General features: G+C 37.3%; 29 protein-coding genes and 2 pseudogenes. 22 read left to right on the forward strand and 9 right to left on the reverse strand.

The window, feature by feature from the left end:
* The first annotated feature begins 11 nt into the window (after positions 1 to 11).
* On the forward strand, positions 12 to 2,663 hold the full coding sequence (gene aceE, locus CVPH_RS02845) for a pyruvate dehydrogenase (acetyl-transferring), homodimeric type (RefSeq protein ID WP_201341985.1): 2,652 nt from the start codon (positions 12 to 14) through the stop codon (positions 2,661 to 2,663).
* Positions 2,660 to 3,043, forward strand: coding sequence for a HopJ type III effector protein (locus CVPH_RS02850; protein WP_225879853.1), 384 nt, complete (start codon positions 2,660 to 2,662; stop codon positions 3,041 to 3,043). The genes aceE and CVPH_RS02850 overlap by 4 nt, the downstream gene beginning before the upstream one ends.
* Before the next feature lie 205 nt (positions 3,044 to 3,248).
* Here the strand turns inward: CVPH_RS02850 and CVPH_RS02855 are convergent, their stop codons facing one another.
* Complete coding sequence (locus CVPH_RS02855) at positions 3,249 to 3,770, reverse strand: LysR substrate-binding domain-containing protein (protein WP_281064687.1); 522 nt, start codon at positions 3,768 to 3,770, stop codon at positions 3,249 to 3,251.
* Positions 3,750 to 3,869: pseudogene (locus tag CVPH_RS10690) on the reverse strand (helix-turn-helix domain-containing protein); the annotation flags it as partial. The pseudogene CVPH_RS10690 and the gene CVPH_RS02855, both read right to left, overlap by 21 nt.
* A gap of 47 nt (positions 3,870 to 3,916) precedes the next feature.
* Between CVPH_RS10690 and CVPH_RS02860 the strand changes: the two are divergent.
* Both CVPH_RS02860 and CVPH_RS11165 read left to right on the forward strand, forming a co-directional pair.
* Complete coding sequence (locus tag CVPH_RS02860) at positions 3,917 to 4,135, forward strand: sulfite exporter TauE/SafE family protein (RefSeq protein ID WP_201341988.1); 219 nt, start codon at positions 3,917 to 3,919, stop codon at positions 4,133 to 4,135.
* Positions 4,136 to 4,283: 148 nt separating this feature from the next.
* Positions 4,284 to 4,568, forward strand: coding sequence for a TSUP family transporter (locus CVPH_RS11165; protein WP_201341989.1), 285 nt, complete (start codon positions 4,284 to 4,286; stop codon positions 4,566 to 4,568).
* A gap of 3 nt (positions 4,569 to 4,571) precedes the next feature.
* Here the strand turns inward: CVPH_RS11165 and CVPH_RS02870 are convergent, their stop codons facing one another.
* From CVPH_RS02870 to pnp, 3 genes are all read right to left on the reverse strand, one after another.
* Entirely contained in the window at positions 4,572 to 4,706 is a 135-nt protein-coding gene (locus CVPH_RS02870) for a BRCT domain-containing protein (RefSeq protein WP_201341990.1), read from the reverse strand.
* 58 nt (positions 4,707 to 4,764) lie between these two features.
* Positions 4,765 to 5,643 (reverse strand): DMT family transporter, encoded by an 879-nt coding sequence (locus CVPH_RS02875; protein ID WP_201341991.1) that lies wholly within the window; start codon positions 5,641 to 5,643, stop codon positions 4,765 to 4,767.
* A gap of 64 nt (positions 5,644 to 5,707) precedes the next feature.
* Positions 5,708 to 7,801 (reverse strand): polyribonucleotide nucleotidyltransferase, encoded by a 2,094-nt coding sequence (gene pnp / locus CVPH_RS02880; protein WP_201341992.1) that lies wholly within the window; start codon positions 7,799 to 7,801, stop codon positions 5,708 to 5,710.
* 312 nt (positions 7,802 to 8,113) lie between these two features.
* Here pnp and CVPH_RS02885 point away from each other — a divergent pair, with 312 nt between their 5' ends.
* The 13 genes and pseudogenes from CVPH_RS02885 to CVPH_RS02935 all read left to right on the forward strand — a co-directional run bounded on the left by CVPH_RS02885 (position 8,114) and on the right by CVPH_RS02935 (position 17,058).
* On the forward strand, positions 8,114 to 8,365 hold the full coding sequence (locus CVPH_RS02885; protein ID WP_201341993.1) for a chaperone NapD: 252 nt from the start codon (positions 8,114 to 8,116) through the stop codon (positions 8,363 to 8,365).
* 9 nt (positions 8,366 to 8,374) lie between these two features.
* Complete coding sequence (locus tag CVPH_RS10050; RefSeq protein ID WP_225879775.1) at positions 8,375 to 8,554, forward strand: hypothetical protein; 180 nt, start codon at positions 8,375 to 8,377, stop codon at positions 8,552 to 8,554.
* A gap of 26 nt (positions 8,555 to 8,580) precedes the next feature.
* Positions 8,581 to 9,138, forward strand: coding sequence for a hypothetical protein (locus CVPH_RS02890; RefSeq protein WP_245396181.1), 558 nt, complete (start codon positions 8,581 to 8,583; stop codon positions 9,136 to 9,138).
* 323 nt (positions 9,139 to 9,461) lie between these two features.
* Positions 9,462 to 9,551 (forward strand): 4Fe-4S binding protein, encoded by a 90-nt coding sequence (locus tag CVPH_RS10055; RefSeq protein WP_425353139.1) that lies wholly within the window; start codon positions 9,462 to 9,464, stop codon positions 9,549 to 9,551.
* 69 nt (positions 9,552 to 9,620) lie between these two features.
* On the forward strand, positions 9,621 to 9,830 hold the full coding sequence (locus tag CVPH_RS10060; RefSeq protein ID WP_225879776.1) for a 4Fe-4S binding protein: 210 nt from the start codon (positions 9,621 to 9,623) through the stop codon (positions 9,828 to 9,830).
* Between the two features lie 188 nt (positions 9,831 to 10,018).
* Positions 10,019 to 12,557, forward strand: a pseudogene (gene napA, locus CVPH_RS02900) (nitrate reductase catalytic subunit NapA).
* A 13-nt stretch (positions 12,558 to 12,570) separates the two neighbouring features.
* Positions 12,571 to 13,077: a nitrate reductase cytochrome c-type subunit gene (locus CVPH_RS02905; protein ID WP_201341994.1), complete on the forward strand. Its 507-nt coding sequence runs from the start codon at positions 12,571 to 12,573 to the stop codon at positions 13,075 to 13,077.
* A gap of 12 nt (positions 13,078 to 13,089) precedes the next feature.
* Complete coding sequence (gene napF, locus CVPH_RS02910) at positions 13,090 to 13,560, forward strand: ferredoxin-type protein NapF (protein WP_201341995.1); 471 nt, start codon at positions 13,090 to 13,092, stop codon at positions 13,558 to 13,560.
* A 7-nt stretch (positions 13,561 to 13,567) separates the two neighbouring features.
* Positions 13,568 to 13,735 carry a hypothetical protein gene (locus CVPH_RS02915; protein WP_201341996.1) on the forward strand — a complete coding sequence of 56 codons (168 nt, stop codon included), beginning with the start codon at positions 13,568 to 13,570 and terminating at the stop codon, positions 13,733 to 13,735.
* Positions 13,728 to 13,895 (forward strand): hypothetical protein, encoded by a 168-nt coding sequence (locus CVPH_RS02920; protein WP_201341997.1) that lies wholly within the window; start codon positions 13,728 to 13,730, stop codon positions 13,893 to 13,895. The genes CVPH_RS02915 and CVPH_RS02920 overlap by 8 nt, the downstream gene beginning before the upstream one ends.
* A 348-nt stretch (positions 13,896 to 14,243) precedes the next feature.
* Positions 14,244 to 14,834 carry a c-type cytochrome gene (locus tag CVPH_RS02925; protein WP_201341998.1) on the forward strand — a complete coding sequence of 197 codons (591 nt, stop codon included), beginning with the start codon at positions 14,244 to 14,246 and terminating at the stop codon, positions 14,832 to 14,834.
* A 2-nt stretch (positions 14,835 to 14,836) separates the two neighbouring features.
* On the forward strand, positions 14,837 to 16,138 hold the full coding sequence (locus CVPH_RS02930; RefSeq protein ID WP_201341999.1) for an FCSD flavin-binding domain-containing protein: 1,302 nt from the start codon (positions 14,837 to 14,839) through the stop codon (positions 16,136 to 16,138).
* A 155-nt stretch (positions 16,139 to 16,293) separates the two neighbouring features.
* Entirely contained in the window at positions 16,294 to 17,058 is a 765-nt protein-coding gene (locus tag CVPH_RS02935; protein ID WP_201342000.1) for a Crp/Fnr family transcriptional regulator, read from the forward strand.
* A gap of 27 nt (positions 17,059 to 17,085) precedes the next feature.
* Here CVPH_RS02935 and CVPH_RS02940 read toward each other — a convergent pair whose 3' ends face one another.
* Positions 17,086 to 17,616: a DUF302 domain-containing protein gene (locus tag CVPH_RS02940; protein ID WP_201342001.1), complete on the reverse strand. Its 531-nt coding sequence runs from the start codon at positions 17,614 to 17,616 to the stop codon at positions 17,086 to 17,088.
* A gap of 134 nt (positions 17,617 to 17,750) precedes the next feature.
* Between CVPH_RS02940 and CVPH_RS10065 the strand changes: the two genes are divergently transcribed.
* The 5 genes from CVPH_RS10065 (at position 17,751) to CVPH_RS02960 (ending at position 23,220) form a co-directional block, all read left to right on the forward strand.
* Positions 17,751 to 17,897: a hypothetical protein gene (locus CVPH_RS10065; protein WP_225879777.1), complete on the forward strand. Its 147-nt coding sequence runs from the start codon at positions 17,751 to 17,753 to the stop codon at positions 17,895 to 17,897.
* Positions 17,898 to 17,906: 9 nt separating this feature from the next.
* Positions 17,907 to 18,392: a cupredoxin domain-containing protein gene (locus CVPH_RS02945; RefSeq protein WP_201342002.1), complete on the forward strand. Its 486-nt coding sequence runs from the start codon at positions 17,907 to 17,909 to the stop codon at positions 18,390 to 18,392.
* A 2-nt stretch (positions 18,393 to 18,394) separates the two neighbouring features.
* Positions 18,395 to 20,026 carry a cbb3-type cytochrome c oxidase subunit I gene (locus CVPH_RS02950; RefSeq protein WP_225879778.1) on the forward strand — a complete coding sequence of 544 codons (1,632 nt, stop codon included), beginning with the start codon at positions 18,395 to 18,397 and terminating at the stop codon, positions 20,024 to 20,026.
* A gap of 2 nt (positions 20,027 to 20,028) precedes the next feature.
* Complete coding sequence (locus CVPH_RS02955) at positions 20,029 to 20,673, forward strand: c-type cytochrome (RefSeq protein WP_201342004.1); 645 nt, start codon at positions 20,029 to 20,031, stop codon at positions 20,671 to 20,673.
* Between the two features lie 111 nt (positions 20,674 to 20,784).
* Complete coding sequence (locus CVPH_RS02960; RefSeq protein WP_201342005.1) at positions 20,785 to 23,220, forward strand: heavy metal translocating P-type ATPase; 2,436 nt, start codon at positions 20,785 to 20,787, stop codon at positions 23,218 to 23,220.
* A 130-nt stretch (positions 23,221 to 23,350) separates the two neighbouring features.
* Here CVPH_RS02960 and gspM read toward each other — a convergent pair whose 3' ends face one another.
* The 3 genes from gspM to CVPH_RS02975 all read right to left on the reverse strand — a co-directional run bounded on the left by gspM (position 23,351) and on the right by CVPH_RS02975 (position 24,559).
* Positions 23,351 to 23,608 (reverse strand): type II secretion system protein GspM, encoded by a 258-nt coding sequence (gspM, locus tag CVPH_RS11170; RefSeq protein ID WP_493302710.1) that lies wholly within the window; start codon positions 23,606 to 23,608, stop codon positions 23,351 to 23,353.
* A 393-nt stretch (positions 23,609 to 24,001) separates the two neighbouring features.
* The gene (locus CVPH_RS02970; RefSeq protein WP_201342006.1) at positions 24,002 to 24,352 is read right to left on the reverse strand and encodes a hypothetical protein; all 351 of its coding nucleotides are present in this window, start codon (positions 24,350 to 24,352) and stop codon (positions 24,002 to 24,004) included.
* Positions 24,353 to 24,391: 39 nt separating this feature from the next.
* On the reverse strand, positions 24,392 to 24,559 hold the full coding sequence (locus CVPH_RS02975; RefSeq protein WP_201342007.1) for a hypothetical protein: 168 nt from the start codon (positions 24,557 to 24,559) through the stop codon (positions 24,392 to 24,394).
* Between the last annotated feature and the right edge of the window lie 24 nt (positions 24,560 to 24,583).

Genomic DNA, 24,583 nt, shown 5'->3' on the forward strand with positions numbered 1-24,583 from the left:
ATTCTTAAATTATGCCAGGTCAAGACATCGATCCTTTAGAAACCCAAGAATGGTTAGAAGCTTTTAAATCTGTTGCTCGCGTTGAAGGTGATGATCGTGCTAAGTTTTTATTAAATCAACTCATGGATATGGCGCACCATGAAGGTATGGATTTGCCAACGGGTGTTAATACCTCTTATCTCAACAGTATTGCTAAGGAAAAGGAAGTAGCGACAGATATTAACGCAGATATTGAAGAAAGAATTTCAGCTATTATTCGTTGGAATGCAATGGTAATGGTTGTGAAGGCCAATCAATTGCCATATGATTTAGGTGGGCATATCGCTTCATTTGCATCAAGTGCAACTTTGTATGAAGTTGGTTTTAATCATTTTTATCGCGGTCCTGACGCTGACCAAGGTGCAGATTTAATTTTCTTCCAAGGGCACATTTCGCCAGGTATTTATTCTCGTGCCTATTTGGAGGGTCGCTTAACTGAAGCACAAATGTTGAAGTTTCGTCAAGAGGTTGGAGGGGGGGGCTTGTCTTCTTATCCACACCCATGGCTAATGCCAGATTTTTGGCAGTTCCCAACAGTGTCAATGGGTCTAGGACCAATTATGGCAATTTACCAAGCACGGTTTATGAAATATCTTCATCATCGTGAAATTAAACAAACTGACAAACGCACTGTTTGGGCGTACTTAGGTGATGGCGAGACTGATGAGCCAGAATCATTGGGCGCTATTTCAATGGCAGGGCGTGAAAAGTTAGACAATCTTATTTTTGTTATTAATTGCAATCTTCAGCGTCTTGATGGGCCTGTGCGTGGTAATGGCAAAATCATTCAAGAGTTGGAAGGCATGTTCCATGGTGCAGGTTGGTATGTGATTAAGGTTATTTGGGGCGGCAAGTGGGATGCATTATTTGCTAAAGATACTCAAGGACTCTTAAAAAAACGCATGGAAGAAGTTGTGGATGGCGAATATCAGGCTTATAAAGCCAAAGATGGCGCTTATGTGCGTAAACATTTTTTTGGCAAGTATCCTGAATTATTAGCCATGGTCGAACACATGAGTGATGATGAAATTTACCATCTTAATCGTGGTGGTCATGATCCTTACAAGGTCTTTCAGGCTTATCATGCAGCTAAAGCGTGCCGTGATAAGCCAACAGTTATTTTAGCTAAAACTGTTAAAGGTTATGGTATGGGTGAAGCAGGAGAAGGTCAAAATACTACGCACTCGCAAAAAAAGTTAGGGCTTGAACAAGTTGAAATTTTTGCCAAACGTTTTGATGTGTCAGTCACTGAAGAAGATGTTAAGGCTTTAAATTTTTACAAGCCAGCACCTGATAGTGAAGAAATGGTTTATATGTGTGCTAGACGTGAAAAACTGGGCGGCTCGTTACCAGTACGCGCATTTAATTTAGAACAAATAAAAATACCTGAGTTGAGTGTGTTTGAAGCACTACTAAAATCCAGTGGTGATCGTGAAATGTCAACCACAATGGTACTTAATCGAGTGATGACGTTACTGGTTCGAGATAAGCAATTAGGCCCTAAAATTGTGCCCATTATCCCTGATGAAGCACGCACTTTTGGCATGGAAGGCCTGTTTAGACAATTGGGTATTTACTCTGCTTCTGGGCAACTTTATCAGCCTGAAGATTCAGACAAGGTCATGTGGTACAAGGAAGATAAAAAAGGCCAAGTGTTGCAAGAGGGTATCAATGAAGCTGGTGCAATTTCTGATTGGATTGCAGCTGCCACGGCTTATGCAACGCATAATACCACCATGATTCCGTTTTATATCTATTACTCAAAATTCGGCTTTCAGCGTGTAGGAGATTTGGCTTGGGCGGCAGGAGATATGCAAGCTAAAGGCTTTTTAATCGGCGGTACAGCAGGGCGTACCACACTTAACGGTGAAGGTTTGCAGCATCAAGATGGTGATTCTCAATTGGTGGCAAATACAATTCCAAATTGCGTATCTTATGATCCAACTTATGGCTACGAATTGACGGTCATTATTCGCTCTGGACTTTATAGAATGTATGAAAAGCATGAGAATATTTTCTATTATATCACCACAATGAATGAGTTATACACCCATCCAGAAATGCCAAAAAATTCTGAAGAGGGTATTATTAAAGGCATGTATAAACTAAATGTTATTGGTAATAGTACAACACAAGTGCAGTTAATGGGCTCTGGAACTATTTTAAGAGAAGTGGAAAAAGCCGCGCAGATGTTGGCTGATGATTGGGATGTGAAATCCAGTATTTGGTCAGTGACAAGTTTTAACGAATTAACACGTGAAGCACAAGCCATTGATAGAGTAAATCGTTTTAATACGACTGGTATTGCACAAGTGCCTTACATTACAAAATGTTTAGAAAATGCCAAAGGTCCAGTCATTGTGGCAACTGACTACATGCGCAATTTTGCCGAGCAAGTGCGTAAGTATGTGCCTAATCGATACGAAGTATTAGGCACAGATGGCTTTGGGCGTTCTGATTCAAGAGCTGCACTTAGAGAATTCTTTGAAGTTGATGCTAGATATGTAACGATAGCGGCATTAAAAGCACTTGCAGATGAAGGTGAAATTGAAATTTCAATTGTTACAAAAGCAATTAAAAAATATAAGCTTAATATTAGCAAACCTAATCCAATGACGGTATAAGTTTTAAATTAGGACAGGAGAAAAAGCATGACTTAAGAGGGAGGAGAGAGGCGTACTTAAGAGAATTAAAATCAGGTGCAATCATGAAATTTGAAGACTTAATGACGCTAATTAATGATCATTATGATTACACACCAACTGCGTTTACCAATGGTGAATTAGAAAATACGATTGATGAAAATCAAGGCAGTGCTAAGCTGTTCTGCTTTGCTGCCATTCATCAATTAACACCACTAGAAACGCTACATTGTTTTGGTCAACACTATCAAGAAGTACTTAGCACTCCGAATGGTCACTTACATAGCAATATTCGTAACTTTATTACTTATGGCTGGAATATAAGATTGACTTTTGATTCTCCTGTGCTGAATCGCAAATAGACAACAACCAGTGTTTAAACAACTGAATAGTTTTTTGTTTTTTTGTGCTTTGGGATAAACCAAATGATAGCCGGGTGATTGGATGCTATAGCTTGGGTAAATCCTAACCAATTGGCTAGATGCCAAATCATCAGCCACCAAAATGCTTCTAGCAATTGCCACGCTTTGTCCCATGATTGCTACTTGTAGCACCAAATGCGCTTGATTAAAAGTGAGTGATTTGGTTGTTACTAATGTCAACATTAAGTAGCTCGGAAAAACCTTTCCAGTGTGTTTCAAGTGAGGTGTCATTTGCTTCAAAATGACAATTAACCGAATCATGCAATAAGGTGTGATGTTTAAGGTCATTAATTTTATTAAATCTATATTTCCCGCCCAATAGCTTAGGACTAGCAACTAGAAAGATATCTTCATGCATTAATAATTTTGCCAATAAATTATCTTTAGGCCGATGTCCATAATGAATACTTAAATCATCATGGGTGAAATCACTCAAATCCAAATGAGCATTAATGTGAATACTAATATCAGGATACTTTTGATTAAAATCGCCTAAACGTGGAATGAGCCATTTGACTACCAATGAGGGCAATATGCTAATAGTTAAGACACTTCTTTCATTATTTTGGCTTAATTTAATTAGCGTATTTTGGATTTTACCCAAAGCTGTATTGAGTGGATTTTGCAAAGCCAATCCTTGTGGGGTGAGGCGAAGCCCTTGATGCACTCTTATAAATAAATCAAACCCGAGGTGCTGCTCTAACAGCCTAATTTTCTGACTCACCGCTGCTTGGGCGATTGAAAGCTCCTGTGCAGCCTTAGAAAACTTAGATGTTTGGCGGCAATATTAAAAGTGTTGAGTAGAGGTATTTTTTGACTTTATTTAAAATAAGTATATCTTATGCTAAAGAAAAGTTGGTATCTATATTGGGTACATTATCGGCTATTTATAATTATTTTAAAAATTCTAAAATTGTTTGGGAAGTAGTTGGGTATGGCATACCTACAGCTTTATTAGGGGCTTATATTGGCGGTAGAGTGATTTTAGCGATTGATGAGGCTGCGCGGTTGGAAAAATCATTTTTTTCTTAATTCCCATTGGGCTAATTTTTTCTTTTATGCCTAAAAAAGACAACAACATTACGTATCAACCTAATCAAAAAGACATTATGATAATGTTGCCGTTGGTTTGCTTTACTGTTGGTTTTTACGATGGTTTTTTGGCCCGGGAACGGGTAGTATGCTAATTTTGGCTTTGCATTTTTTAATTCACATGCCACTAGTGGCATCATCAGCTGCTTCGAAAATTTTTAATTTAGCATCTAATATAGGTGCGTTTGTGGTGTTTTTTATGGCTGTAAAAATGGCATTTTTGATAGGTGTGCCAATGGTTTTGGTAAGCATCATTGGTAATTATATCGGTAGCCATATGACCCTTAAGAGCGGAGATAAAATCATCAAACCACTGATATTAAGCTCAATTGCTATTTTGTTTATCTCACTTGGTGTTAAATATATTTGGTAGGTGTTAATAATGCGGTGGCTGGCTATCGGTTGTTATATGATGACTTTCATGAGTGTTGTTAGATTGTCTAATTTTTATGGATAAATGTTTAAGCATTTCTTCCAATTCATCAATTTTTTGAGTTCGGCGAAATACCACATTGTTTAACGCCTTTCAATGGCGTGTTCGAAGTGGGCTAGTTTTTCTTCTAACTCAATTATTTTTTTATCCAAAACACCTTCCCGCCATATTCATAAATACCAAGACCAGCCAATACGAAAATGATACCGCTTAATTGCGCATTAGTTAAGGTTTCATGGTTAAGTGTTGATCCAAGTAACAGCGCAAACACAGGCGTAATAAGTGGCACAATACCTACTATTTGAATAGTAGTATGCCTGATTAGATAATAATAGGACATAAAGCCGATAACTGAGCCGAACAGTGCTAAATAAACAATAGAAAAGCCAGCTTTGGATGTTATTTCTGGGATATCGCCTCCAGTTAAGAGCCAACTGAGTATGAATAAAGGCGTGCTTATTATGAGTGCGCCAGTTGTTGTTTCAAGTGCTGATATGTGCGCATTGATATGTTTAAGTTTTACTGAAATAAATGCTTGAAAAGCCATGGCTAAAGTCACTGCTAGTAACCCTGGAATGAGCAGGCTTGAGGCGTTTAATAATGAATGACTAAAAATAAACACAAGCCCAAACAAGCCAATTAATAAGCCAATTATTTTACTAACGCTCAAAAATTGATCTTTAAGCAAAACAAATGCAAATACGCCTGTGATAACAGGCGTTAAGCCAAATATTATTGAAATAATGCCAGATGAGATGTTTTGTGACGCATAATAAACCAAACTCATGGTAATAAATATACCAGCTCCAGCGTGTAGATAGTGGCGAATTGCTAAGCGAGTTAGGGTGAGTTTTTGTTTTTTGATGCGTAGTAATAACAAGCAAATTGCCAATCCGATCAACATTCTTAAGGCGACACTAAAATTAAAGCTTGATCCCAATGTTGACCAAACAATCGCAAGTGGTGTGGTTGACCAGATGATAACCACTGATAAAAAAACTAAAATTATTTGCATGATAATAAGCTGACCATAAAAAAAGCACCCAATGGGTGGTTTATACAACCAATTGGTTTTTAAGTTACTTTTCTAATAACGCTTTACGAGATAATTTAATACGACCTCTGTCTAAATCTAAGACTTTAACGTCAATTTCATCACCTTCTTTAAGATGATTTTCTACTTTCTCAACACGCTCATGGGCAATTTCAGAGATATGTAGCAAGCCATCTTGATTAGGCATAATGTTAATAAAAGCGCCAAACTCAACAATTTTAACAACTTTTCCTGTGTAAACTTTACCTATCTCAGGTGTAGCAGTCACATCTTTCACCATTTGCATGGCTGTATCAAAAGCTTTTTGGTCATTGGCAAAAATATTAACATTGCCATTGTCATCTACATCAACACTAGCGCCAGAAGTTGAAATAATACCTTTAATGGTTTCCCCGCCTTTGCCGATTAAATCACGAATCTTATCAGTTTGAATTTTAATAACGGCCATTTTAAGTGCATTTTTGCTTGACATGTTAGGTTTGCAAATAACTTGATTCATTTGTCCTAAAATGTTCAATCTTGCTTCTTTGGCTTGCTTTAAAGCAATTTCCATAATTTCGCGAGTGATGCCTTGGATTTTAATGTCCATTTGTAATGCATTGACACCACGTGATGTGCCTGCTACTTTAAAGTCCATATCACCTAAGTGATCCTCGTCGCCTAAAATATCAGTCAATACGGTAAATCTATCACCTTCTTTGACCAAACCCATAGCAATACCAGCAACTGGCGCTTTGATTGGCACACCTGCATCCATTAATGATAATGACGAACCACAAACACTGGCCATAGAGCTAGAGCCATTAGATTCAGTAATTTCTGATACCACACGAACTGTGTATGGAAACTCTTCAATTGAAGGTAAGCAAGCAGCAATACCACGGCGTGCTAAACGGCCATGGCCAATTTCACGACGTTTGGTGGTGCCTACACGACCAGTTTCACCCACGCAGTATGGTGGAAAGTTGTAATGAAATAAGAAGTAATCATTTTGACGTTCAGAAGATTCTAATTTTTCAATCAACTGGGCTTCACGTTTAGACCCTAGTGTAGTTACCACTAAAGCTTGCGTTTCACCACGAGTAAACAAAGCAGAACCATGTGTATTTTCTAAAACGCCTGTTTCGATTTTTAACTCGCGAACGGTTTCATTATCACGACCATCGATACGTGGATCGTTATTTAAGATGCGTTCACGTACAGTTGATTTCTCAACTTTCTTAAAGTATTGGCCAACCTCCTTAATAGAATTTCCATTCTCATCTTCATTTGCCAACGCTTCAATTGCAGCTGCTTTGATTTCACCAACTTTGGCATAACGGTCAAGTTTTTCCTTAATTTGGTAAGCTTCATTAATCTGTTCGCCAAATTGTGATTTGATGTCACTTAATAAAACCTCGTTAGTTATAGGCGCTTCCCAGTCCCATTTTTGCACACCAACTTGTGCAACGAACTCAGCAATATTGGTAATAGCAACTTGGTATTGTTCATGTGCATACATAACTGCACCTAGCATAATCTCTTCAGAAAGCTCGTTGGCTTCTGATTCAACCATTAGTACCGCCTCATCAGTACCTGCAACCACCATGTCCAAATCTGAATCAGCCAGTTCAGTGTAAGTTGGATTAAGGATGTATTCACCCTTAGAATAACCAACACGAGCACCACCAATTGGCCCACTAAATGGCACGCCTGAAATGCTTAATGCAGCAGACACGCCTAATATTGAAATAATATCTGGGTCAACCTCGGAGTTTGCAGAAATAACTGTAATAAGCACTTGTATTTCATTCATGAAACCATTTGGAAACAGAGGACGAATCGGGCGGTCAATCAGTCTAGAAGTTAGCGTTTCTTTCTCGCTAGGCCTGGTTTCACGTTTTAAGAAGCCACCAGGAATTTTTCCAGTTGCGTAAGTTTTTTCAATATAATCAACAGACAGCGGAAAAAAATCTTGCCCAGGGCGCATTTCTTTAGAACCAACAACGGTTACCAATACTTGTGTGTCATCCATGCTTGCCAATACTGCACCATGTGCTTGTCTGGCAATACGACCTGTTTCTAATGTGATTGTGTGTTTGCCCATGACAAAGCTTTTTATTTTGATATTCATATCCATGAAAACCTCCAAAGAAAAGTTAAAAAGAAGTTTATGGCTTGAACCCAATAAGCTTTATTTGAAATATATTCTAAGTACTGAAATAAGCAACCTTGCTTTTGCCTATAGTGAACACATCTTAGATAAAACTTAAACTCAGGTTAAACCATAAAACGAGGTTATTATACCCACGACAAAATGCGGCACAATTTAATATTGTGCTATTTTATTTACTAGTGTTTTTGATTGTTTTTTAAAACAACTTATGTTATTTTTGAATTGAATTATTTATTATATAATCAAATCCTGAATTCTCTCATAAAGATGGCGTAAATGAAAGAAAAAGACAATATTGATATTTGCGGGGTGTTGGTGCAAGTGCTTAAAAATCAAACAAAGCAGGTAGAAAATACGCTTAATGCCATAACTGGTGTTGAAGTTCATGGTTTGTCTGAGGATAATCGTTTTGTGGTAACAATTGAACAAGACACGAAAACGAAAATTATCAGCATCATTGAAAGTTTCAATACTCTTTCTGGCGTGGTTTCGACTGCGTTGGTTTATCAGCATTCAGAGCCACTTTAGGCATTAGTAATGACCTTTTCACGAAGGCAGTTTTTATTAAATTCAGCTCGTGCGGCAACCAGTATTGCACTCATTGCGATAGGCTTGATTAGCTATTCTTATTCTCTGCCGGCAACGGCCATACGTCTATCGGGTGCTTTGGCTGAGGGTGAATTAATACAGTTTGTATTCGCTGTGGTTTATGCGTGAATGACTGCCCTTATCCCACGCTAAATTTGGTAACATTAAAAGACAATGTCGCCTTGGGTACGCCTTTTTTTACTGCTAGAAAAGCCGCTTGTGAAATGTGTGAAGATATTCCTTGTGTGGTTGCTTGTCCAACAGGTGCATTAAGTAAGCAGTTAACCAATATTAATGACGCTCAAATGGGATTAGCTAAAATTGTGGACACTCAAGGTTGTATTGCTTATCAAGGTTTGCGTTGTGAAGTGTGTTTTAATGTTTGTCCAGCTCAAGGCAAAGCCATTACCATTGAGATGAAGCACAATGAGTGTAGTGGCAAACACGCATTGTTTATTTCAATGGTGCATTATGACAGCTGTACAGGCTGTGGCAAGTATGAACAAGCTTGTATTATGGAAGAAGCTGTTATTAAAGTGTTACCCATTAAACTTGCAATGGGAAAACGCCAAGAACATTATAAATTGGGCTGGGAAGAGAAGAAAAAATCAGGAAACTTCCTAGTTAAGCAAGATATTAAGCATCAATACAGCCTGCTTAAGAGCAGGGACTATGATTACAACGGCAAAGGCTTGTTTGATATTTATGATTAAGCGTATTTTTTAAAAATCATGAAAAAGTCCAGTATTTGTAAAAAAATAGGCCTAGATGCACGAGCTTCCAAAGGTTGGTTTAGGACTAACAAATATCTAATATTGCGCCGTTTTTAGCCAAGTTGACATTTTGTTGTTATTTTTACTAGGTCCTTGGTTTGATGTTTGGATTGTTAAAGGTAATTTAAGCTTAAGTTTAACGCTAAATGTTGTACCATTAACCGACCCTTGTGTGTTGTTATAATCTTTATTTGCAGGTCATTCACTGATATTAGATGCATTAAACTGATATTAGATGCATTAAACTGATATTAGATGCATTAATAGGTGCGCTGATTGCGTTGTTATTTTACGGCATTATTAGCGGGAGAATGTTTTGTTCTTGGGCGTGTTCGGTTAATGATTGTGACTAATGTTGCCAATTAAACATACAAAACAAAAGTGGTGGCGTTTCTAACAAAATGCGTTACTGGCTGTTGGGGATGAGTTTGTTATTAGCGTGGCTAACAGGTACACTTGTTTGGGAGTTGGTCAATCCTGTTTCGATTTTACATCGAGGCATTATTTTTGTCTGGGAGTTAATCGCACTGATTTTTTTATTTGATTTATTTGTGCTTAAAAATGGCTGGTGTTCTCGTTTGTGTCCAGTTGGTGCATTTTATAGTTTGCTTGGTAAGAAGTCATTGTACTAATTGTGGTTGTTGTATTGATATTTGCTAACCTAATGTTTTTGGTTTTACCAGTCGCTTTAAAAACACCATTAAATAAAATATAAAAACAATCTATGTTAATGAAAGTTGATTGCTAATAATTTAAAGTTGCTATCGTCTTTAATGGATGAATTTAATTGATATTGGTATTTTTTGAGGAGAGTAAATAAATGAGCATTACAAGAAGAATGTTTATAAAAAATAGCGCAATAGTAGCCACTGTAACAACTGCTGGCGTGATAATACCAGGCATTGCACTTGCCAACACAAGTAAAGACGAGGTGAGATGGGACAAAATACCTTGTCGCTTTTGTGGTACAGGCTGTTCAGTTCTGGTAGGGGTTAAGGATGATAAAATTGTTGCCTCACAAGGCGACCCTGATGCACCAGTTAATAAAGGTCTTAATTGCATCAAGGACTATTTTCTTTCAAAAATTATGTATGGTAAGGATCGTTTAACCCAGCCATTACTCAGAAAAACAAATGGCAAGTATGATAAAAATGGCCAATTTGAAGCCGTATCATGGGATGAGGCTTTTGACATTATGGCAGATAAATTTAAAGCTGCCATCAAGCAATCCAACAAAGAAAACGAAGGCAAGCCTGTTGATAAAATGACCTCGCGTGTTGGCATGTTCGGCTCTGCTCAATGGACAGTATGGGAGGGGTATGCTGCTTCCAAACTGTTTAAAGCTAGTTTTCGTTCAAACAATATTGACCCTAATGCACGTCATTGTATGGCATCAGCTTGTGGGTGTATTTATTCGCGCTTTTGGCTCAGATGAGCCAATGGGTTGTTACGATGATTTTGAACATGGTGATGCGTTTGTGTTGTGGGGTTCAAATATGGCTGAAATGCACCCCATTTTGTGGTCACGCATTTCAGACACGCTCTTAACCAAACCAAACACAGAAGTGCATGTTTTGTCTACTTTTGAACACCGTTCTTTCGAGTTGGCTGATAATGGCATGATTATGCATCCGCAATCAGATTTAGCAATTTTTAATTACATTGCTAACTATATTATTGAGAATAAAGCTTACAACAAAGGCTTTATTGAAAAGCACGTTAATTTCAAAAAAACACCTACTGATATTGGTTATGGCTTGCGCCCAGAACACCCCTTGCAAAAAGCAGCAAAAAATGTCAACAAGGGTAAGTTAAGTTCAATTACTTTTGAGCAATATGCTGAATCTGTTAAACCCTGTACCTTAGAAAAAGCAGTAGAAATTTCTGGTGTGTCAGCAGAAAAATTAGAACGTTTGGCAAAATTATATGCCGATCTAAATAAGAAAATCGTTTCCTTATGGACAATGGGTTTTAACCAGCATACTCGTGGCGTATGGATTAATGGACTTATGTATAACGTGCATTTGCTTACTGGGAAAATTTCTAAGCCAGGCAATGGTCCATTTTCATTAACAGGGCAACCTTCTACTTGTGGAACAGCAAGAGAAGTGGGTACTTTTGTACATCGTTTGCCTGCAGATTATGTCATTATGAAAAAATCACATCGTCAGTTTGCTGAAAAGATATGGAAATTACCCGCAGAAACCATTCCTGGTAAAAAAGGTTATCATGCTGTTTTGCAAAGCAGGATGCTTAAAGATGGTAAGTTAAATGCGTATTGGGTGATGTGTAATAATAATATGCAAGCAGGTCCAAATATCAATGACGAAATGCTACCTGGTTGGCGCAATCCGGCTAATTTTATTGTGGTGTCAGACCCTTATCCTACGGTATCAACACAAGCGGCTGATTTAATTCTACCTACAGCAATGTGGGCAGAAAAAGAGGGCGCTTATAGTAATGCTGAAAGGTGTACTCAATTTTGGCGCCAGCAGGTGGATGCACCAGGTGAGTCAAAATCAGACTTATGGCAATTGGTCGAATTTTCAAAGTGCTTTAAAGTTGAAGAAGTTTGGCCTCAGGCACTACTGGCGAAAAGCCTACAGTACCGAGGAAAAACTTTGTATGACATGTTATATGCTAATAACCAAGTGGATAAGTTTGCTAAGAAAGACATCACCGATAGTCGAGGAAATACTTATAAAAATCAAGAAATGGATGATTTTGGTTTTTACATTCAAAAAGGATTGTTTGAGGAGTGTCGTCGTTTTCAATTAGAAGGTCCAAAGAAAGGCCATGAGCAAGCCGAGTTTGAAACTTATCATAAAACTAGAGGTTTGCGTTGGCCAGTGATCAAAGGCAAGGAAACACTGTGGCGCTATCGCGAAGGTTATGATCCTTATGTCAAAAAAGGTGAAGGCGTTAGATTTTATGGCAATAAAGATGGTAGGGCTAATATTATCAGTGCACCTTATGAGCCTCCAGCGGAGATGCCAAATAAAGAGTTTGATTTGTGGATGTCAACAGGTAGAGTGCTAGAACATTGGCACTCGGGTTCAATGACACGCCGCGTACCAGAGCTTTATCGTGCTGTGCCTGATGCAGTTGTGTATATGCATCCAAAGGATGCCAAAGAGCGAGGGTTGAGACGAGGCAAGAATGCTAAAATTCAATCAGTACGTGGAGAGATTATTGCTATGGTTGAAACTAGAGGGCGTAATAAACCACCCAAGGGTTTGGTTTTTATACCTTGGTTTGATGCTTCTAGGTTGGTTAATAAATTAATATTAGATGCAACCGACCCCTTGTCAAAAGAGACTGATTATAAAAAATGCCCAGTCAAAATATTAAAAGTATAACTAGGATATTACAATGGAAATTAAATTATTAATTGTAACAATTGCTTATGTGTTTCTTCTGAGTTGTTCAGGCACTTTGGATGATTTAGTTGTTGACTACAGTAAAAACGAAAAACAAGTAGATATTCAAGCATTTGTTAATGCACCAATCACAAGTGAAGATATTGCCTCATTGCGAGGTGTTCATAGTCTTCGAGATTTGTCTATTGCGCCAACAACAAATAAATGGATAAAGAACGGTGATTATGAGCGTAATTTTGATTTACAACCACCACTTGTTCCGCACAAACCTGAGTATATGCGCATCACCTTAAAAAGTAACAAGTGTTTGGATTGCCATAGTAATGCGAACTATAGAGAGGAAGAGGCGGCTAAAATACCTTCCTCGCACTTTAAAACACGTTTAGGAAAGCGGTTGAAAAAAGTTTCTTCAAGTCGTTATTTTTGTAAACAATGTCATGTCTCTCAAGTTGATACTAAGCCCTTGATTGATAATGTTTATATCAATACTGATGAATAGTTTTTGAGCAGTATGACTAGAGCTCAACTCCTTCGCGGAGGTTGGGGGTCAAGCAAAAAGAGCATCATCAGACCACCATGGTCTAAGAACGAGGTTTTATTTATCGACTTGTGTAGTCGTTGCGGCGCTTGTATAGAGACCTGCCCAGAGAACATCATTATCCTAGGTTCTGGTAAATTTCCTGTGGTTGATTTTCAAAAAGGTGAATGTAATTTTTGCCATCAATGCGCAGAAGTTTGCCAATACCACGCTTTTGATGTGAAACAACAACCGTGGCACATTAAAATAGATATTAAAGACAATTGTTTGTCAAAGATTGGTGTGGTATGCCAGTCTTGCTCTGATGTTTGCCAGCAAAATGTGATTAATTTTAGTTTACAAATGGGCGGCGTTCCTAGTATTGATTTAAATACTGATGTATGCACTGGTTGTGGTGCCTGTGTTGAAGTGTGTCCTAAAAATTCTATTAGCATGAAGGTATAAATTAATAATGTCAAGTACAAAATCATATTTGGGAAAAATAGTTAAATTTTCGATGTTTTTTATAGGGGTTGTGGCTGCTTGTGGTATGGGCTTATTTATGTACAACATGACCCAATCGGTAGCAAGAATGACTAATGATGTTCATCATATGGTAAAAGACACATGGATTGGGTAAGCATATTTCTACGATGGACAGCAATATTAAAGACATGAACCAGTCTATGGAAAACATGAATCAAAGCATCAACACCATGAACCACTCTATGCAGGGTATGCGATACGATATTAATAAATTCACCAAACCTGAAAATATAATGATGTTGTGGTTGCGCTAGTTTTTATATTATTTACCACCTCAAAGGCTAAAAACAAGTATTAGAACTTGAGCCTGCATTGGAACATGCTAACAAGATTATAAAATATATTGATAAAAAGCAAGAAGTGCTCAAAAGAGCAACAAATGCTAGCAAAGGAAGCAAATCATAACTTAATAAATAGGTTATTTTTTTAAGAAAAATAACATAAGTTATTTTTATATAGAACAACTGTCTATAAAGTGGCCATACAATATCAAAACTAAGTGATTTAAACTTGTTTTTTTATTATTAAGCGAGGAGGCTTTATTTTATTTGTCGTAGATGAATAACTATAGAGTTAATTTTAAATAAACAATAGAGGTTTTTATGATTAAAGAAACAAGCATTAAATCTACGCTATTCGTGGTTGGATTAGCACTAGGAACACAGGTAATGGCCATGCCAAGTGCGCAAATGTTAAGCTACACTTGTGCAGGTTGTCATGGTACTAATGGTGCGAGTAATGGTCCTGCAACTCCGTCTTTAGCAGGTTTATCAAAAGACTATTTGGTTGAAGCAATGCAGGCTTATAAAAATGACGAAAGAAGCCCAACGATTATGAATCGAATCGCTAAGGGTTATAACGATAAAGAATTTGAATTAATGGGTGAGTTTTTCTCCGAGCAAGAAGTGCATAGTATTGGCAAGCAGAGTTATGATAACGCAAAAGCAAAAGCGGGTAAAAAATTGCACAAAAAGTATTGTTCTAGTTGTCATTCAGAAGGTGGTACAGTTACTGATGATGAGGCTGGATTATTAGCTGGAAATGCAGCACTTTTTATGAAATATTCTTTGGTAGATTTTCATGATGGTTCACGCGATATGCCAAAAAAGATGAAGAAAAAGATCAAAAAAATGCTAAAAAGAGATGCTAAAGCGTTTGACAAGTTAGTGAATTACTACAGCAAAGGAGAGTAATAATGAGTAATAAACACAACAGAAGAAATTTCTTAAAAATAGTGGGCGCAGGCGGTGTTGCTACAACGGCTGCTTTATATACCCCGCTTGCTATTGGTAGTGCTTCAAAGAAAGTCGTTATTATTGGTGGTGGCATGGGTGGTGCAACGGCTGCCAAATATATGCGTATGATGGACAAGTCCATTGAGGTTACTTTAATTACAGCAGATAAAAATTACTATACTGGTTTTGCTAGTAATGAAGTGGTGAGCGGTGAGCGGCATATGACTTCAATTACTTTTAGCTATAGTGGCTTGCGCAAGCATGGCGTTCAAGTAGTGGTTGACACGGCCACTTCTATTGATGAAAATAAAAAAGTCGTTAGAACTGCAAATGGAAAGAAATTTGCTTATGATCGTTTGATTGTCTCTCCAGGTATTGATTTTAGATGGGAAACGATTGATGGTTATAATGCTCAAGTGGCCAACACTAGGATTCCACATGCTTGGATAGCCGGCTCACAAACAGAAATGTTGCATAATCAACTACATTCTATGAAAGATGGTGGTACCGTTATTATTGCAGCGCCACCTAGTCCTTTTCGTTGTCCTCCAGGTCCTTATGAGCGTGCTGCACAAATGGCTTACTACTTAAAGCACAACAAGCCTAAATCTAAAATTCTAATTCTAGACTCCAAGGATAGATTTTCTGAGTTTGGTTTGTTTACAGGTGGCTGGAAAAAGCATTATGGTTATGGCACTGATAACAGTATGATTGAATGGATTCCTGCCTACAAAGGCGGTGCAGTTGAAGCGGTTGATGTGGCTAATATGAGTGTTTCAGGTGAATTTGATGAGTTTAAAGGCGATGTTATTAATATTATTCCAGCGCAAAAGGCAGGGAAAATTGCTTTTACTGCCGGATTAACTGATAGTAGCGGTTGGTGTCCAGTTCAAGGTAATACGTTTGAGTCAACCATTCATAAAAATATTCACGTGATTGGTGATGCGTCAATTGCTAGCCCTATGCCTAAATCAGGCTATGCTGCCAATTCAGAGGCAAAGGTTTGCGCAGCAGCAATAGTGGCATTACTAAGTGGTAATAAAATACCAGACCCTTCTTATGTTAACACTTGTTATAGTGTTATTGCACCAGGGGATGGTATTTCTGTAGCAATGGTGTACAAGTATCAAAACGGTAAGATTGTTAAAGTTAAAGGTTCAGGTGGTTTGACGCCAGTTGAGTTTAATCCTAAGCTTCGAGAACGAGAAGTAGAATATGGACACACTTGGTTTAATAATATTACTAACGATGCATTTAGTTAATTAGTTTTTTGCCTTAACCTGATTATAAAGAAAAAGCATATTTTCATTGTAATCAGGTTAAGGCTTTATGTCTCCCTCCTCGGGCGCTTTTTTTAGCGCCCACCTTTTTATGGTATAGTTCCACCTATAATAAACAGGATTGTTGATAAAAAGATATGATAACTAAACTTTTAAAAGATGCTAATTGTTCTAGTTGTACAGTTAGGTCGCGTGCTTTATTTGGTTCGGTTGATGAGCAAAATGTTCGTCTCACTCAAAAATATCGTGATAAACATTGTTATTTTTCAGCGGGTGAAATTTTGCATCGAGAGCAAAATAAAATCGACTACGCTTTTACTTTGTATTCTGGCTGCCTTATTTTATATAACAATTTATCCAATGGCGATCGCCAAATTCTGAGAGTTACACTGCCAGGCGATTTTGTAGGTTTTAGTCGTAATAGCAAAGGCGAATTGCCTTATTCTATTAAGGCAGTAACAGACTCCAGAATTTGCTTGTTTTTTGATGCTAATGTATTGCAAATGACAAGTGAACATCCTGAAATTGCCAAAAGATTAATAGATTTGCAACTTAACGACACAGTTTTGTGTCAACAGCGTTTACTTAATTTGGGGCAAAAGAGCTCCACAGAAGGGTTGGCTTATTTGATTATGGAATTGTATTCACGCATCAAAGTGCAATCTCCTAAGGAGTTTGATTTCAAGACAGGTGAAACTTTTTTCCCACTCAATCAGGCTGATATGGGCGATGCTTTAGGGTTAACCAAAGTGCATATTAATAGAATTATTGCAACTTTTAAAAATGAGGGTTTAATCAGTTGTGGGCATAAAAAACTTAAAATTATTAATGAAGAACGACTTTCTGAAATTGGACAATTTGATATTGGTTTAATTAAAGATCCTTTTCGTCATTTTAGTTAATTTTTTTTTATGGCTTGTAGGATTTCCTTAATACAAAGCATCTTGAATAATATTTCCTAAAACATCCTCTACTGCTTTTAAAGCATTGATTGATTTTTGATTATTTTTATCAGCCAATTGGCTTAGACGCAAGTAACTTACGTGCACCTGATTAGGCTCGCTATTTAGTTGAAAAACGGCAATTGAAAAAGGACAAAACAGAATGTTATTAGGGTCAGCAGCAGTGGTTTCTGCCGACAAAGAAGCACTGCAAAACTCAATAACTACACCATGCCTGTAAAGTGTTTTGCTAGCATTTAAGGGGTTTTTAAATGGATTTGGCATTGCAAATCTCATCATGCTTATTGCTTGTTGTGCTAAATCTTTGCTAATTCGGTTAAGCATAGTAGCAACATCAGAACGATGGGCAACTACCAGACCTTGTCCCGTGATGGCAAAAGCAATATCGTCTCTCACTTCAAAAAAATCATTTTTCACAATGTGTTCAACAAAGATATTAGCACTTATTGCGCCTGACAATAGAATAAATAATACAAATATAAGGTGTTTTTTAATCATTGTTGGGTTGTTAACTTGTTAAGTTTTAAGTCTAATTTTATAACAACTATAAAAAAATAACTTATGTTGTTTTTTTATAGTGCTTTTTTTAATAAAATTCTTACCAATTATAAACACATGAGGGAAATAAAAAAATGTGTGATTCACAGACGACACAAGATCAAATATTACACGCTAAACCTAGTGGAACTTATGCATTATTGCTAGCTTATGCAGTATTCTTTATTGCTGGCTGGCTTTTCTTTTATTTGCTTTTTTTAAGTCGTGGACCTATTAATTAGGAGTTTGTTATGCATATAGATAGCACAGAAAAAAAATGGATTTATATCTCGGTGGTAATGACCATTGGTATTGTTGCTTTATTAACATTTTCAGCGGTTAGCTTCAATATTCATCCACCAAGTAACGTAGAAAAAATTGATTCTAACCGTCTGCATTTAGGCGGGGAATTTAGTGAAGATAATTTAGGTGTTAAACAAAATGCAGATGGTAGTTATTCGGTAACAATGATAGCAGCAAGATATGGGTTTTACCCCCAACGTATTGAAGTGCCAGTGAATACACCTATTAAGATTAGAATAGCAAGTTTTGATGTATTGCATGGCATACACGCCCCCTTTACTAATTTTAATACGATGATTGTGCCAGGTTATATATCGGAGGTAAATACTACCTTTACTAAAGCAGGTGAATATCCACTATTTTGTAATGAATTTTGTGGTTTGGGTCATGACCATATGTGGTCAAAACTGATTGTAAGTGAAGCGGAGAAATAATAATGGAAAAAGTAATGGATTATAAAAATGGAGATAAATTAAGCCTTAGCAATTATTGGGTCGGTTTGTTGGCTTTTGCTGTTGCTTCTATCTTGGGTGTTTACCAAGTACTTGAACGCGCTGATATGCTTCCACAAAGTGCAAAATTGTATTTTGCTTCAGTTTCAACGCATGGTGTATTAATGGGATTTGTATTAACCACTTTTGTGATTATGGGTTTTGGTTACTTCACCGCTTGTCGCAGTTTAAAGCAGCCCTTATGGCATGCAAAATTGGCTTGGTTTGGTTTTTATTTAACCTTGTTTGGTGTTTTGCTAGCAGCTTATCCTTTGTTAACAGGGCAGGCCTCAGTTATGTTTACGTTCTATCCGCCGTTAGCAGCGCATCCTATTTTTTATATCGGTGCAACTTTGTTGGTGGTTGGTTCTTGGGTTTGGGTATTGCAAATGATTATGATGACACTTACTTGGAAAAAAGTCCATCCGGGTGAGGCGGTGCCATTAGTGCAATTTGGCAATACTGCCAATGCCATTATGTGGGCATGGACTAGCGTTGGTGTGGCAGCAGAAATGCTAACACAACTAATTCCTTGGAGTTTGGGTCTAGTAGATGAAATTGATGTTGCACTGGCTAGAGTTTTATTTTCTTGGACGCTACATGCCATTGTGTATTTTTGGCTATTTCCTGCTTATATTGCTATGTACACCTTAATGCCAAAATTAGCAGGTGGACGCCTATTTAGTGACGAAATGGGGCGTGTTTCATTTATTATGTTAATGGTGATTTCTGTACCGATTGGTATGCATCATTTGTATATGGATCCAGGTGTTGCTTCAGGTTGGAAATTCATTCACATGTTGGGTACTTTTGCCGTTATGTTGCCAACTTTACTAACAGGATTTACGGTCATTGCCTCTATGGAGTTGGCAGGTCGTTTGCGTGGCGGACAAGGTTTGTTTGGCTGGATTGCGAAAGTTAATTGGAAAGACCCTTTGGTATTATCTGTTGGTTTGGCATTGTTAATGTTAACCTTGGGTGGGTTTGGTGGTGCAATTAATGCTGCTTATTCCATGAATGCAATGGTGCATAATACGCAGTGGATTACAGGACATTTCCATTTGATTTTTGCAGGTACTGTGGTGATTGTTTATATGGGTACAGCTTATCATTTTTGGCCAAAAATTTTGGGTAAAAAGTTAATTTCCAACTATTTTGCTGGATTGCAATTATGGTTGTGGATGTTTGGTATGTTCATCTTAACCATTCCTTGGCATTACATTGGTCTGTTAGGCCAGCCACGACGCATCTCAAGCATGCCTTATGACACACCACTGGTTGAACGTTGGGATTTGCACGAATTGATTATGGTGATTGGCGGGGTGATATTATTAGTCTCAGCGGTGATGTTGATTGTTAATTTGTATTTGGCGCAAACTAGAGGAAAAAAAGAAGAAAACACAGAGCTAGAATTAGCAGTGCCTGTTCATCCTGTGGTTTCAATTCCAAAAGTGTTAAACGGGTTTACCTTATGGAATTGGATTATTTTGGTTTATCTAATTATTAGCTATGGCTATCCTATTTTGCACTTTTTTATCTCGGGTGACTCAGTTGGTGTTACCCCTTGGGGAGTCTAATTATGAAATTATTAACAATAATATTAGGCGGTTTTCTTGTTATAAATTCTATACAGGCAGAGGTTTCGTCCTATGTTGCTTTTGATAGAGAAACACGTGCAATCATTGAGGCCGGTGATGCCATTCAAGGCAAATTAAAAGCCGCTTCAATGAAGTGCGATAAATGCCATGGCGAAAACGGGCAAGGCGATGATGACGTTAGTGTAGCGGGTCATCCTGCTACTTATATTTACAAGCAACTTAAAGACTTTAAAGATAAAAAGCGTGACGGTACAATGGTTAAAAAAGTTAAAAAACTGACCAATCAAGATATGGCAGACTTTTCCGCTTGGTATGCCTCTTTATCTTTTGCAAAGGGCGTTGAAGGTGGTGGACAACTTGCTATTGATTTGGTTTATAAGGGCGACCCAAAACGCATGCTTAAACCTTGCTCTACTTGTCATGGGCAAAATGGTGAAGGTGGAAAATATGACGCTGCAGCAATTACAGGGCAAAACAAAGATGCCTTTATTGAAATGATGGAAGCTTTTAAAGAAAGCGATCGTACTAATGATATTTATTCACGCATGCGTTTAATTGCTAAGGTACTAACAACAAAAGAAATTCAGGCGTTAGCAGATTACTACTCAGCGCCTGAAATGGAGTAGTTAATTATTATCTTTAAGTTTAAGCATGTGACAGATTTGTTGCATGCTATACTTTTAGGCTTTATTTTATAAAAAATAAAAAAACCTTACCTTAATTGGCATAAAACATTCATGTCAACAACGCATCAAAATCAAGAAACATCCTGTTTTCATTGTGGTCTAAAATTTGATCAAAATAGTGATTTCCCAACACTCAAGGTCTTTGACAAAACACGTCATTTTTGTTGTACTGGGTGTTATAGTGTCTGCCAAATGGTTGTTGAATCTGGCTTGGAGGAGTACTATCGTTATCGTATTCTAAGCCAGTCCAAACCTGTTGATATTCCTGATTTTTTGATGCGATATCAAATTTATGACCAAGAAAGCATTCAAAAAAGTTTTGTCATCAGTGATGATGATTGGAAAGAGGCTTACTTATTATTAGAAAATATCCGCTGTCCTGCTTGTGTGTGGTTAAACGAAAAGCATCTACGCTCGCAAATAGGCATATTGGAAGTTTATATTGATGCCACTACTAACAAAGCACGTGTTAAATGGCAACCTAAGCTAATTAGCTTGAGTCAAATTCTACAATCTATTGCTGATATTGGTTATTTGGCACACCCTTATGATGCCAAGCATTCTCGTCAGCTAGAGCGTATAAAAAAACGCCGTAATATGGAAAAATTGTTATTTGCTGGGGTGATTGGCATGATGTTGATGCAATTCTCTATTGCCACATATTTAGTAGATGTATTGGATGGTTATGGTGAGTTGCTTGATTGGGTTAAATGGGGGCGTTGGGGTGCGTTACTAGGAGGCTTGAGCTTGCTTATTTATCCTGCACAAGATTTTTGGATAGGTGCTTGGCAAGATTTACGTCGCATGCGAGTGGGTATGGATGTGCCGATTGCGTTAGGTTTGTCTGTAGCGTTTTTTGCCAGTTTACACAGTGTATTTAACAATCAAGGTGAGGTGTATTTTGACTCTATTGCCATGTTTGTGTTTTTTATTTTATTGGCACGGTTTTTAGAATTCAAGGCGCGAGAAAAATCAATTAGTAAGTTAGATCAGTTGAACATTGCCGTTGCACAAACTTGTGAGAAGTGGCATAAAAGTACGAAAACTTGGGAAAAGACAGCCGTTATTGATTTAAAAGTGCAAGACCTGGTTAAAGTCAAGCCTGGTGAAACTGTGATGGCAGATGGGCATATTGTTACAGGTAAAAGTAGTTTTGATGAATCTTTATTAACAGGAGAGTCTAATTTAGTACAAAAAACTACAGGAGATAAAGTCATTGCTGGTTCGATTAATCACGATCAAACCATAAAGCTGTCTATTACTCACACAGGTTCACAAACCTTACTGAGTCAAATTGGGAAAATCGCAACACGTGCACTAGAAGACAAGCCAGCAATAACATCACGAATAGATTTTATTGCCAGTTGGTTTGTTTTAGGTGTATTAGTTGTGGCTGTATGTACAGCAACCTATTGGTTTTTACAAGGGGATGTGGCTTGGTTGGCACATACCATTTCAGTTTTAATTGTTACTTGCCCTTGTGCATTAGCACTAGCCACACCTATTGCCCTAATACTTGGCATGGCGCGTTTTACCAAACAGGGGATTTTGCCATTAAAAATGTCAACTTTAGAGGCCTTGGCAGACATTAATCAAGTGGCTTTTGACAAAACAGGCACGTTAACCACAGGTGATTTAAATGTATTAAAGGTTGAATTGATAGGTGATGTTAGTAAGCAAGAGGTGATTAAACTTGCGCTTAGTTTGGCAAGCCATTCTGAGCATGTTGTGGCTCAGTCGTTAGTATCGTCATTTGATGTTATTAATTTGTATCCAGTTGCTTTGTTTGAAAATTCGCTAGGTTTAGGGGTTAAAGCAAAAATCAAAGGTGTGTGGTGGTATTTAGGGCGCTTGGATGACAAATACCAAGATGAGTTTGATTTATTAAAGTACCCCTCTAAAACCATTTCTGCTTTATCCAATAATAAAGGTGTGCAAGCTTTGTTCATACTTGAGGATAAAATTAGACCTCTGGCTAAAGAAACCATCAAGAAATTACAAAAAATGGATATTAAAAAGATGGCTATATTAAGTGGAGACAATGATTTAAGCGTGCAAAAGGTTGCTCAAAGTTTGGGCATCAAAAAATATTTATCCACGTGCCTGCCAAATGATAAGCTAACTTGGCTACAAGCTGAACAAAAACAAGGCGCACGTATTTTATTTGTTGGTGATGGCATTAATGATGCACCTATATTAGCAGGCGCAGACGTTTCGTTATCATTGTCTGGGGCGAGTGATATGGCTAATATTCATAGCGATTTTATTGTTCTGAATAATCGATTAGATGCTATTCCTAAGGCAATTAATTCATCAAAATTCATTAGAAAGATTATTCGCCAGAATTTATTTTGGGCGCTGTCTTATAACATTATTGCCATTCCGCTTGCAGCGATTGGCTTAGTGCCACCTTGGCTAGCAGCAATTGGTATGTCTTTAAGTTCGTTATTGGTAGTATTGAATGCTTTACGATTGCAAAAAATATGAGGCCTTTGCATCATGATGAATAATCACCAAAATGACGGATTTTGTTAATCACTCATAATGATGCAAAGGTCTTATAGTACTTTTTTTTGTTAATGATTGACTCACATTGTAAACTTTGAGCAAAAATTTATTAAAATGAAAGTGTTAATTGAACCTTGACCATGCCAACTTTCATATGCTTTATGTTTGCTTGAGTGGCGAAAATACCATACTTACTTTTTAGATTTTGCAAGCCATTGAGTAGTTTCTCAAATACTACTTCATTAATATTAATGATGCTCTTTTTATTTTGTATGATAAGCCCATTGAGCTTAATACCCTGTGACTTAAAAATCTGATTAATATATTGTTCTGTTTGCTGTTTAGATAGTGTTGGATGGTCTGGCAGTGAGGTTAACTTTTGTTTTGTTTGGTTGAGATAAGTTGAAAGGTTTTGTTCTGCATTTAAATCAAGCCGTAGTTGCGCATTATGTTGCTAAATAGGGGAAAAAAACAAAGATATATAAAAGAACAATAATCAATAAAACAGCCATTATGATTGCGCTATTTTTTTCGCGTGAGTTAAGAGCATGCCAATTCATTTTAAAGTTTGTATGGTTAGTTTTTGATTGTTAAAAATAACGTTAGCAGCTTGAGTGTTAGAGTGAAATTGCTTAGACAATTCAGTTAAAAAATCATGACTATAAGCAGATTTTTGTTCAACGGCTGTTGATAATCTTTGTTTTGTTTACACGCGTATATTAACGATGCGCTTAATGTTTGGAAATAGCATGCGGAATTGTTATTCGTTATTGTATTTTTGCTCTTCTAATTGTTTTTCAAGATGATGTTTATTCATGATTACTTGTGTGCTTGAAAGCGCTAGAGCAATTAATGTAACTAAGACAGGTATCCTCCAAGGTTGTAAATACTTAATTAAGTCGCTTTTAAGATTACCCACTAAAAGATTAATACTATTTGCAGGATTGCAAACAATATCTGACGCCATTAGTTGAGACGACTTATTAAACAGCTGGTGGAATATATCTTTGGCAATACGCCCCCGGACCCCTTGAAATTTTCCATTTCGATAGGTTATCATGCCTTCATGCTCAATATAGGTAGTACTTTTTTCATCAAAAGGCAGTAGCATAAAATCAGGTAAAACTGTAACACTATTGCATTGAGCTTGTTACAACTTTTCTACCAAAGTATCAAGTATATTCTTATTGATAACAAGCACAGCCCATTGGTTAGGATGAGATGATTTTTTTGGAAAAAATGCGAGCGAATCAACATCATCAAGCAATTCAGGTTCTAATGCAAAGGGAATGGCTTTGCGCGCTTTAGCACTACTCATTTTGGGCAAAATGATTTGATTGAT

Source organism: Abyssogena phaseoliformis symbiont OG214 (genome assembly GCF_016592595.1).
Lineage (GTDB): Bacteria > Pseudomonadota > Gammaproteobacteria > PS1 > Pseudothioglobaceae > Ruthia.